Source organism: Verminephrobacter aporrectodeae subsp. tuberculatae At4 (assembly GCF_000193225.1).
GTDB classification, from domain to species: domain Bacteria; phylum Pseudomonadota; class Gammaproteobacteria; order Burkholderiales; family Burkholderiaceae_C; genus Acidovorax; species Acidovorax aporrectodeae.
Map to the genome: position 1 here is coordinate 1 of NZ_AFAL01000405.1, position 10,842 is coordinate 10,842.

9 protein-coding genes and 2 pseudogenes are annotated in these 10,842 nt (G+C 68.4%); 5 read left to right on the top strand and 6 right to left on the bottom strand.

Going from position 1 to position 10,842, the window contains the following annotated elements; all coding sequences use genetic code 11:
* The 3 genes and pseudogenes from VTU_RS0111665 to VTU_RS0111670 all read right to left on the bottom strand — a co-directional run.
* The coding region (locus tag VTU_RS0111665; protein WP_029554324.1) for an ABC transporter permease at positions 1-1,480 on the bottom strand (1,480 nt) is incomplete at its 3' end.
* Between the two features lie 246 nt (positions 1,481-1,726).
* Positions 1,727-3,175 (bottom strand): annotated as a pseudogene (locus VTU_RS35545) (C13 family peptidase); the annotation flags it as partial.
* Positions 3,060-4,562: a C13 family peptidase gene (locus VTU_RS0111670; protein ID WP_010104398.1), complete on the bottom strand. Its 1,503-nt coding sequence runs from the start codon at positions 4,560-4,562 to the stop codon at positions 3,060-3,062. The pseudogene VTU_RS35545 and the gene VTU_RS0111670, both read right to left, overlap by 116 nt.
* A 229-nt stretch (positions 4,563-4,791) precedes the next feature.
* Between VTU_RS0111670 and VTU_RS0111675 the strand changes: the two genes are divergently transcribed.
* Both VTU_RS0111675 and VTU_RS32745 read left to right on the top strand, forming a co-directional pair.
* Positions 4,792-5,406, top strand: coding sequence for a LysE family translocator (locus VTU_RS0111675; protein WP_138927867.1), 615 nt, complete (start codon positions 4,792-4,794; stop codon positions 5,404-5,406).
* A gap of 45 nt (positions 5,407-5,451) precedes the next feature.
* Positions 5,452-5,697 (top strand): annotated as a pseudogene (locus VTU_RS32745) (DUF6444 domain-containing protein); the annotation flags it as partial.
* Here the strand turns inward: VTU_RS32745 and VTU_RS26980 are convergent.
* Genes VTU_RS26980 through VTU_RS0111690 form a run of 3 tightly spaced genes read right to left on the bottom strand, consistent with a single transcriptional unit; the run spans position 5,638 to position 7,659 of the window.
* Positions 5,638-6,405, bottom strand: coding sequence for a hypothetical protein (locus VTU_RS26980; RefSeq protein WP_010104404.1), 768 nt, complete (start codon positions 6,403-6,405; stop codon positions 5,638-5,640). The pseudogene VTU_RS32745 and the gene VTU_RS26980 overlap by 60 nt on opposite strands.
* Before the next feature lie 31 nt (positions 6,406-6,436).
* Positions 6,437-7,357, bottom strand: coding sequence for a formate dehydrogenase accessory sulfurtransferase FdhD (locus VTU_RS0111685; protein WP_050809492.1), 921 nt, complete (start codon positions 7,355-7,357; stop codon positions 6,437-6,439).
* 23 nt (positions 7,358-7,380) lie between these two features.
* On the bottom strand, positions 7,381-7,659 hold the full coding sequence (locus tag VTU_RS0111690) for a hypothetical protein (RefSeq protein ID WP_029554327.1): 279 nt from the start codon (positions 7,657-7,659) through the stop codon (positions 7,381-7,383).
* A 72-nt stretch (positions 7,660-7,731) separates the two neighbouring features.
* Here VTU_RS0111690 and hemA point away from each other — a divergent pair, with 72 nt between their 5' ends.
* The 3 genes from hemA to VTU_RS0111705 form a co-directional block, all read left to right on the top strand.
* Entirely contained in the window at positions 7,732-9,033 is a 1,302-nt protein-coding gene (gene hemA / locus VTU_RS0111695) for a glutamyl-tRNA reductase (RefSeq protein WP_010104408.1), read from the top strand.
* 112 nt (positions 9,034-9,145) lie between these two features.
* Positions 9,146-10,234: a peptide chain release factor 1 gene (prfA, locus tag VTU_RS0111700; RefSeq protein WP_010104409.1), complete on the top strand. Its 1,089-nt coding sequence runs from the start codon at positions 9,146-9,148 to the stop codon at positions 10,232-10,234.
* On the top strand, positions 10,227-10,842 hold a 616-nt coding region (locus tag VTU_RS0111705; RefSeq protein WP_010104410.1), incomplete at its 3' end, for a peptide chain release factor N(5)-glutamine methyltransferase. The genes prfA and VTU_RS0111705, both read left to right, overlap by 8 nt.

Below are 10,842 nucleotides of genomic sequence, written 5' to 3' on the forward strand. Positions count from 1 at the left end.
CCAGCGCCAGCAAGCCCAGGGCCAGGCCGCTGACCTGCAGCACGGCGTAGGCCGGGCGCGCCGCAATCTGCCGGGTCGCGAGCACCAGCCAGCGCGGCGCGGTGCGCTCGTTCACGCCCCTGCGCAGCAGCCTGAGCGCCACCCACGAGAGCCCGGCAAACAGCGCCGCGGCGCCGGCGAATCCGCCCACTGCCGTCAGGCCCAGCACCAGGTCGCGGCTCACCACCAGCAGCAGGCCCGCAAACCCGGCGACTCCCGCGGCCAGCACCGCGAGCGACGCCGGCTTGAGCCCGCCCAGGTCGCGCCGGATGACCCGCAGCGGCGGCACCCGGGCCAGCTGCAGCACCGGCGGCAGGCCGAACGCGAGCAGCAGCGTGAGCCCCATGCCCAGGCCCAGCGCAAGAGGCCACAGGCCGGGCGGCGGCAGGTCGGGGCCGATCAGGCCCGCGAGCAGCAGCACAAAGGCGTGGTGCGCGAGGTAGCCCAGCGCCGCGCCCAAGGCGCTGGCGATCAGGCCGACGAGCGCAAACTCGGTGGCGTACGCGCCGGCGATGCTGCGCTGGCTCTGGCCGAGCACGCGCAGCATCGCTGCGCTGTCCAGATGCGCGGCAGCAAAGCTGCGCGCGGCCAGCGCCACGGCAACCGCGGACAGCAGCGCGGCGAGCAGGGCGACCAGGTTCATGAATTTTTCCGCGCGCTCGAGCGCCTGGCGCATTTCGGGGCGGCCGCTCTCGACCGACTCCAGGCGCAGTCCATGCACCCCGGGTTTCTTCGCTTCGGCCGTGGCCCATTCGCTGAACGTTTGGACGGCCGGCGCCGGCCCCGCCACGGCAAAGCGGTAGGACAGACGGCTCGCGGGTTGCACCAGGCCGGTCGCGGGCAGATCGTGCGCGTGGAGCATCACGCGCGGGGCAAAGCCAATGAAGCCGGTGCTCCGGTCGGGCTCGGTGACGATGATGCGCGCGATGCGCAGCTGCGCGTCGCCGAGCAGCAAGGGGTCGCCCACGGCGAGGTTCAGCGCGTCGAGCAGCGGCGCGTCCACCCACACCTGTCCGGGCGCAGGAATGTCGCGCGTGCTCTGCCCCGGCGCCCCGGGGAAATCGGCCACCGTGAGGCTGCCGCGCAGGGGGTAGCCGGGTTGCACGCTCTTGAGCGCCACCAGCCGGCTCGCGCCGCCCTGCGCGTCGCTGGCGCGCGCCATGGTCGCAAAGTCCAGCATGCTCACCGACTGCAAGCCCAGGGCCCGGGCGCGCTCGACGAAGGCCGCGGGGGTGGGGTGGTCGCTCGCCACCACGGCGTCCCCGCCGAGCAGTTGCAGGGCACCGTTGCGCAGCCCCCGCTGGTGGCGGTCGGCAAAAAAGCCCACCGCGGTGAGCGCGGCAACCGCCAGGGCGACCGCAACGATGAGCAGCCGCAAGCCGCCCGCGCGCAGGTCACGTACCAGGGTGCGCCCGCCGAGGCGCAAGAAATTCAGGTTCATGGCGCGCATCGTAGTCAGGTTCGTGGCACCCGGCGAACGCCCGGGCAGCGCATGCGGTTCGGGGTCAGGGTTTGGCGTCGCTCGCGCTGCGGACGGGGGCCGCGTCCAGGCGCTGCTCGAGCGCCTGCAACACCGGGGCGATCTGCGCGCCCACGTGGATCTGCGGGTTGAAAAACCATCGTCCTTGCCCGCTTCGCGCTCACGCTGCGCGATCAGCGGGACGGCGTTGGCAAAGGCCTTGGTGAACGAATGCGTCTGGCGCAATTGCTCGTCGAAAACGGCCCGGCCGAAATAGGTGAGCTTCGAGCCGCTGCCGCAACCGTAGGAAGTATGCGTGGCGTCCGATGCCGTCATGATCAGGCTGTAATCGGTCGCCAGGGGCTCGATCCAGCCGCCCGAATAGCAGGCCGATACGGCGATCATGCGGTTGCGGATCCCCGCCGCGTCGAGCGCGGCGCGCAGCATCGCGGGCGTCACCGAGGCAACCTCCAGCGGGTCGAGCGCAGCCGTCAGTTCGTGGTCCAGCGCACCGTGCGAGGTCAGGTAGACCACGAGCAGGTCCTGCTCCCGGTCCATGCGCTGGCCCAGGGCGGCAATCGCCCGCTCCAGATTCTCTGGCGTGGCCCAGACGTGGGTGGCGGCGGTTTTTGCGTGGTTGAGCAGATGGAGCACACGGCCCCGGGCGTCGAAGCGCTCCTGCAGCAACGCGCTGACCATGCTGCTTTCGCGGCGGAACACGTTTTCCTCGGCGTACGGGGAGAACACCAGGCCATAGACATCGACCAGGTCCGGGCGCTGCGCCGGCAGCGCATCGATCTGGCGCTGCCACAGCGCCTGTTGCTCTTCAAACACGGATTGCGAAAGCGCCATCCACGCGGAATTCTCCTTCGCATCACCGGACTGCGCGGATGCCTCGGCCACGGCCCGGTGATCCGGCAACCAAGGCGAGTACCACGACAAATTCGAGAGCTGCCATAGGCGCATCCCGCTGACTGCACCCAGCACCACGAAAAGGGTCAGCGTGCGTGCAAACGAGCGGATGAAGCGCGCGCTCATCCGCGCCAGGGCCCAGAGTCCCCACACAGTGGCCACACCGTAGACCACCCAGTAGGCGATACTGCCCACGCCCCCATGCCAGCGCAGTGCGAGCCACACCAGCGAGTACAGCATCGAGGGCAGTATCGAGGCCCAAACCCACAAGACATACCAGGCGGCCAGCCTGCCCGAAGGGGTCGGTATGCCGGGTGAGCGCGCCGGCGCCATGGCCCACCACGCCACCCACAGCATCAGCAAAGGGCTCCACATCGGCGCGAGCCAGCCGTGCAGGTTGAAGCGGACCGGGCCCGTCGCCTGAATCCAGGCAGCCGTCAACGACAGGGTGCTGTGGAACAGGACCAGAACCAGCAACTGCACCGGTGTCGGGCTCGCGGTCGCCGTGCGCGGCGGCAGGAACAGCGCGACGCGCAGACCTTCGCGCATCCAGACCCACAGGGGCAGGCGATCGGGCGGCTGCGCGCTTGCGGGACTCTCGGCTTGCGCGTCGGCCAGGACGCTGCCGGCGTTCAGATCGTTCATGTGCTCAGGGTTTGGCGTCGCTCGCGCTGCTGACGGGAACTGCATCCAGGCGCTGCTCGAGCGCCTGCAACATCGGGGCGATTTGCGCGCCCACGTGGATCTGCGGGTTGGAAAAACCATCGTCCTTGCGCGCTTCGCGCTCACGCTGCTGGATCAGCGGGACGGCGTTGGCAAAGGCCTTGGTGAACGAATGCGTCTGGCGCAATTGCTCGTCGAAAACGGCCCGGCCAAAATAGGTGAGCTTCGAGCCGTTGCCGCAGCCGTAGGAAGTGTGCGTGGCGTCCGATGCCGTCATGATCAGGCTGTAATCGGTTGCCAGGGGCTCGATCCAGCCGCCCGAATAGCAGGCGGATACGGCGATCACGCGGTTGCGGATCCCCGCCGCGTCGAGCGCTGCGCGCAGCATCGCGGGCGTCACGGGATCGACCTTCAGCGTCCCGTGCGCGGCCGTCAGTTCGTGGTTGCGCGCGCCGTGCGAGGTCAGGTAGACCACGAGCAGGTCCTGCTCCCGGTCCATGCGCTGACCCAGGGCGGCAATCGCCCGCTCCAGATTCTCTGGCGTGGCCCAGACGTGGGTGGCGGCGGTGGCTGCGTGGTTGAGCAGATGGAGCACACGGCCCTGGGCGTCGAAGCGCTCCTGCAGCAACGCGCTGACCATGCTGCTTTCGCGGCGGAACACGTTTTCCTCGGCGTACGGGGAGAACACCAGGCCATAGACATCGACCAGGTCCGGGCGCTGCGCCGGCAGCGCATCGATCTGGCGCTTCCAGAGCGCCTGCTGCTCTTCAAACACCGACTGCGAAAGCGCGATCCAATCGAACGCCTCCTCTGCATCACCGGACTGCGTGGATGCTTTGGCCACGGCCTCGTGATCCGTATGCCACGGCGAATACCAGAACTGCCGCAGGCTGACCCAGGTGACCGCAGCCAGCACCACGGCAAAGACCAGCGTGCGTGCAAGCGAGCGGATGAACAGCATGCTCATCCGCACCACGATTCCGAACGTCCACGCGACGAGCACACAGTAGACCACCTGGATAACGATCCGGTCCACGTCCCCATACCACCGCACGACGGAAAACACCGGCGGATATATCAGCATGGGCGCCAGCGAGGTCCAAATCCAAAACGCATACCAAGCGACCAGCCTGCCCCGCGGAACTGGCTGGCCGGGCGAGCGCGCCGGCGCCATGGCCCACCACGCGATCCACAGCATCGGCACAGCGCTCCACATCGGCGCGAGCCATTCGCTCAGCTCGAACAGGGCCGGGCCCGCTACCAGGAGCCGGGTAGAGGCCAGCAACAGGGCTTGGCCACACAGGACCAGAACCAGCAACTGCACCGGTGTCGGGCTCGCGGTCGCCGTGCGTGGTGGCAGGAACAGCGTGGTGCGCAGGCTTTCGCGCACCCAGACCCGCAGGGGCAGGCGGTCGGGCGGCTGTGCGCTTGCGGGACTCTCGGCTTGCGCGTCCTCAGCCAGGACGCTACCGGCGTTCAGATCGTTCATGCGCGCATCGTAGCGATCCAGCCCCCTTCGCCGCGGGCCATAACCCGCAACTTGGTGCAACAGCTACCTGAGCTTGGAGCATTTGGCCATGGCCTCTCTGGCCCACCCACGGTCCGCACGCCTCACCTGAAATGGGTGTTCTTGGGGAGGTGTATCTTCGAAGGTCGATTTATGCAACAACGCCGGGGTACTCGGCCGACCGCCGCTTCATACATTCAAAGAGACTCTCATGTACGCAATACCTGAAATGCTGTTCTCCCTCCTGCTCTTCGTGATCGTCACGACACTGTCCCCCGGCGGGGCGACGGCGTTGGCAACGGCCTCGGGCGCGCAGTTCGGGTTTCGTCGCAGCGTGCCCTTGATCGCAGGGATTGCGATCGGCCTAGCGTCTCTGGCGGCGGCCGCCGCTGGAGGGTTGGCTGGGTTGCTACTGGCCCTGCCTTCGCTGCAGACGATCATGAAGGTCGTGGGTTCAGCCTATCTTCTGTGGCTGGCATGGAAGATAGGCATGAGCGGTCGACCGAACCTCGATGCGAAGTCCGACAGGGCGCCTATCAGCTTCCTGTCCGGCGTGATGCTCCTGTGGCTGAACCCCAAGGGGTGGGCGATGACGCTGGGCGCGGCGGCCTCTTTCTCTACTTTGACGGCCAGCCCGATCGGGCTGGCCGCGGTGCTCGGCTCGGCTTTCGGCGTATGCGCGGTGATTTCGCTGTGCCTTTGGTGCATGGCGGGGCTGGTGTTGGCGAGAGCGCTGCGGACCGAGCGGCACTGGCGGATTGCCAATTCAATCCTGGGTCTGCTGCTAGCCGCTTCGATCATTCCGATCTGGCTGGAATCGCATTAGTAGACTACTCAGCTCCCCCTCGCGTAGACCATAATCCGCAACTCGATGCAACAGCTACCCAACCTCAGCACACTCAATCCCACCCAGAGGGATGCACTGATTCTGGATCTATGGGCGATGGTGCAGACGCTGACGGCGCAGAACAACGAACTGCAAGCGCGGCTCAATCTGAACAGCCGCAACTCCAGCAAGCCGCCCTCCAGCGACGGACTCAACAAGCCCCAACCCAAGTCATTGCGCAAGGCCGGGCAACGGCCGGTCGGTGGACAGAAGGGCCACAAGGGCCATACCCGGATTCCCTGAATCACCGGACTGCACGCAGGCCTCGGCCGTAGCCCAGTAATTTGGCGACCACGGCGAATGCCAGAACTGCCAAATGTTCACCCCGATGACTGCGGCCAGCGCCAAGGCAAAGATCACCGCACGCCCAAACGAGCGGATGAAACGCGTGCTCATCAGCACCAGGGCCACGAACATCCACACGGTGAACACACCGCAGGTCGCCCAGAAGACGATCTCGTTCTCATTCCCGTACCACCACCGTACGAGTCCCAGTGCATACAGCAGCGTGGGCACCAGCGGGGCCCAGGTCCACAACGCATACCAGGCGAGCATTCCGCTCGACAGGGTTGGCGTTTCGGGCGAATGCACCGGGCCGTTGCGCGCCGGCGCCATGGCCCACCATGCCAGACACAGCAGCAGCACACCGCTCCACGCCGGCGAGAGCCAGCCGTGCAGGTCGAACCGGACGGGATTCGCCATATGGAGCCACTCGGCAGCCAGCACCAGGGCTTTGCCAAGCAGGAAAAGAACCGCCAGTTGCCACACGGTCGGTCTCGCGTCCGCAATGCGCGGTGGCAGAAACAGCATGGTGCGCAGGCCTTCGCGCATCCAGACCCACAAGGGCAGGTGGGTGGGTTGTGGCACGGGCGGCTGTGCGCTCGCAGGACTGTCGGGTTGGGCGTCAGCCTGGACGTTGCTGGCGTTCAGATCGTTCATGCGTGCATCATGCCATCGCAGGGCGAGCCAATCAGCCTGCGGGAGGAACGATCGGCGGCCGCGCCAGTTCGGGCTGCAATACGAGCCGGTGCGCCCCGCTGTAGCAGACAAAGCGGCGGTGGGTTGCGCGCCCGATGGCGCACAGACCGAGTTGCTGCGCCAGCGTGTGGCCCATCTGCGTCATGCCGCTGCGCGAGACCACGATGGGAACGCCCATCTGCGCCGACTTGATGATCATTTCGCTGGTCAGCCGGCCCGTGGTGTAGAACACCTTGTCCGCGCCCGACATGGGCAGCTGCCCTGCCGGGTTGGCGTCGGCGCCGCCCGCTCCGGAATGCATCCACATCCAGCCTGCAATGGTGTCGATGGCGTTGTGGCGTCCCACGTCTTCGACAAAGATCAGCAACTCCTCGCCCCGGAACAGGGCGCAGGCGTGCACCGAGCCCGCAGATTTGTAGGTGCTCTCCTCGATGCGGATGGCGTTGACTATTGCGTAGAGCTGGCCCTGCGTCAGGCGCGCTGCGGGCAAGGCAATGCGCTCCACCGCGTCCATGAACCCGCCAAACATGCTGCCCTGCCCGCAGCCCGTGGTCACCACCTTGCGCGCGGTGCGCTCCTCCATGCGCGCCATGCCGTGGCGCGTGCGCACAGCGGCGGCCTGTACCTGCCAATCGACCGTCACGGATTCGACGTCGAAAACGGATTCCAGCAGGCGCTGATTGCGCAGATAGCCGAGCACCAGCAGTTCGGGCCGCGCGCCCAGCGTCATGAGCGTGACGAGCTCGCGCCGGTCCACATAGATCGTGAGCGGCCGCTCCGCGGGAAGCTGCACCTGTTCGTGCATGCCTTGCTCGTTGACCACCTCCACAAGGTGCGTGAGCGGGGCCTGGGCCCGGGTGAGGCGGGGTAGCACGGGTGGGGCGCAAGCGGGTGGTGACGCACGGCGGATCATGCGCCGAATATACGCACGCGGGCTCAGCGCTTCCAGCCGCGCAGCAAAACCCACTCGCAGCTCGCGCAGGCGAGCACCAGGGCGGCGTAGGTCGGCATCTTCCCGTCGTGCCCCCAGAGCATCAGGCCGGCGACCAAGGTGGCGACGCCGACCAGGAAAACGATGGCTGCGCGGCGCCTCCACGCAAGCGCCGCGGGCGCCCTGAACCGGATGCATCGCCCCGCGAGCGGCAGCAGCAAGGCCAGCGCGGCCGCGGGTGCGACGAAGTTGAGCAGGTGGTTGAGAACGTTCAGAAGCGTCATGAAACGGATGCCCATCAGGGCCTGGCGGGACGGGAGCGGCCGGGCGGGTTGGCGATTTTATAATCGCGCACCATGGCAGTCTGGGCCCTCGGAATCAACCACACCACCGCGCCGCTCGATCTGCGCGGCCGGTTCGCGTTTGCGCTCGATCAGCTGACCCCCACGCTGCAGGGTCTGCGCCAGTCGCTCGGTAGCGCCAGCCGCCACCCCGGGGTCGAGACGGCGATCATCTCCACCTGCAACCGCACCGAGGTTTATTGCGCCGCGGGCGGGCAGTCGGCCATCGACCATGCGCTCGGCTGGCTGGCCCACAGCGGCGGCGTGAGCCCCACGCTGCTGCGCGCGCATGCCTATGCCCTGCAGGACGGCCTGGCCGCCCGCCATGCGTTTCGCGTCGCCAGCGGACTCGACTCCATGGTGCTCGGCGAGGCGCAGATCCTGGGTCAGATGAAGGACGCGGTGCGCGCCGCGGAAACCGCCGGCGCCCTGGGCACCACGCTGAACCAGCTTTTCCAGCGCAGCTTTGCGGTGGCCAAGGAGGTGCGCAGCAGCACCGCCATCGGCGCGCAGAGCATCAGCATGGCCGCGGCTGCGGTGCGGCTCGCGGGCCAGCTGTTTGAAGACCTCAGCCAAATCCGCGTGCTGTTCATCGGTGCGGGCGAGATGATCGGTTTGTGCGCCACGCACTTTGCGGCCAAGAACCCCCTGGGCATAAGCGTCGCGAACCGCACGCTCGAGCGCGGCGAAAAGCTCGCCGCGCGCTTTGGCGGCGAGGCGCTGCGCCTGGCCGATCTGCCCGAGCGCCTGCACCTGTTCGACGCCGTCGTCAGCTGCACCGCGAGCAGCCTGCCGATCATCGGCCTGGGCGCCGTGGAGCGTGCGCTCAGAAAGCGCCGCCACCGGCCCATGTTCATGGTTGACCTGGCCGTGCCGCGCGACATCGAGCCCGAAGTGAAGGCCCTGGGCGACGTCTACCTGTACACCGTGGACGACTTGGCGGGCGTGGTGCAGACCGCGCAGGCCAGCCGCCAGGCCGCCGTGGCGCAGGCCGAGGCGATCATCGACGCGCGGGTGCAAAGCTTCATGCACTGGATGGACCAGCGCAGCCCCGTGGACGGCGTGCTGTCGCTGATCCAGCAACTCAACGCGCAGACCGACACCTGGCGCGCCGCCGAGATCGCGCGCGCCAAGAAGCGGCTCGCCCGGGGCGAGGGCGTGGACGCCGTGCTCGATGCCCTGGCGCGCGGCATGGCGCAGAAAATGCTGCACGGCACGCTGGCCGAGTTGCGCGCCAGCGACGCCCAGGTGCGCGCGCAGACGGCGCAGACCGTCTCGCGCCTGTTCCTGCGCGCGCAAAGCAAGAACGGCCTGTAGCGCTCCCCTGATTCCGTCCGCGCCGGCGCGCCTGATGGGCTCTGATCGGCGGGCAGCGCTTGAATACCCCGCAGCATTGGCTACGAATTCAGTAGCAACATGGATTCCCCGCATGAAACCCTTTCTCAGAAACCAGCTTGAGCGCCATGCCCGGCGTTTGACCGAACTCGATTTTCTGCTCTCGCGCGCCGACATCATGGCCGACATGGCGCAGTACCGCGCCATCGCGCGCGAGCATGCCGAAGTCACGCAGGTCGCGGGCCGCTACGCACGCTATCTGCAGCGCGAGGCGGACCTCGCCGGCGCGCGCCAGATGCTCGCCGACCCCGACCTGGCCGAAATGGCGCAGGAGGAAATCGCAAGCAGCCTGGCCGAATTGCAGCAATTGCAGGACGCGCTGCAGCGCCTGCTGCTGCCCAAGGACCCCGACGCCGCGCGCAACGCCTTTCTGGAAATCCGCGCCGGAACGGGCGGCGACGAATCGGCCCTGTTCGCCGGCGAGCTCACGCGCATGTACACGCGCCACGCTGCGAGCGTCGGCTGGAAGGTCGAGGTGCTCAGCGAGAGCGCGGCCGAGCTCGGTGGCTGCAAGGAGACCGTTCTGCGCATCGAAGGCGAGCAGGTGTACGGCGCGCTCCAGTTCGAATCCGGCGGCCACCGCGTGCAGCGCGTTCCGGCGACCGAGACGCAGGGCCGCATCCACACCAGCGCCTGCACCGTGGCCGTGATGCCCGAGCCGGACGCGGCGCAGGCCATCGCGCTCAACCCGGCCGAACTGCGCATCGATACCTTCCGCGCCAGCGGCGCGGGCGGCCAGCACATCAACAAGACCGACTCTGCCGTGCGCGTGGTGCACCTGCCCACCGGCATCGTCGCCGAGTGCCAGGACGGCCGCAGCCAGCACAGCAACAAGGCCCGGGCGCTGCAAGTGCTGCAGGCGCGCATCCAGGAAAAGGAGCGCAGCGAGCGCGCCGCCCGGCAGGCCGCGCTGCGCAAGGGGCTGGTCGGCAGCGGCGAGCGCAGCGACCGCATCCGCACCTACAACTTCCCCCAAGGGCGCATCACCGACCACCGCATCCACCTCACGCTGTACAAGCTGCAGCAGGTGCTCGAAGGCGATCTCGGCGAACTGCTCCAGGCGCTGGCCCACGCGCGCCAGGCCGAGCAGTTGCAAGAACTGGAGCGGGGCGCCGGTGCCTGAAGAAACGCCCGCGCCCCCTGCGACCCTGGCGCAGGCGCTCGCGCAGGCCCGCGCGCTGGGCCTCGAGCGCATCGACGCGCAGTGGTTGCTGCTGCACGCGCTGGGCCGCACCGACGCGGGCCGCGCCTGGCTGCTCGCGCACGACACGGACGCGCTCGACCCCGCCGTGCACGCGCGCTTCCTGGCCCTGTGCCAGCGCCGGGCAAGGGGCGAGCCCGTGGCCTACCTGACCGGGCACAAAACGTTCTACGGACTGCTGCTGGAGGTGGACGCGCGCGTGCTCGACCCCCGCCCGGACACCGAAACCCTGGTCAATTGGGCGCGCGAAGTGATCGCCCCCCTGCCCGCGCCGCGCATCGTGGACCTGGGCACCGGCAGCGGCGCCATCGCGCTGGCCCTGCGCCAACACTGCCCCGGCGCCCGGGTGCTCGCCGTGGACGCCAGCGCCGACGCGCTGGCCGTCGCCCGGGCAAATTCCGGGCGGCTCGGCCTGCCCGTGCAGTTCGCGCAGGGCGACTGGCTGCGCGCAACCCGGGGCCGGTTCGACGCCATCGTCTCCAACCCGCCCTACGTCCGCGCGCAGGACCCGCACCTCGCGGCCCTGCAGC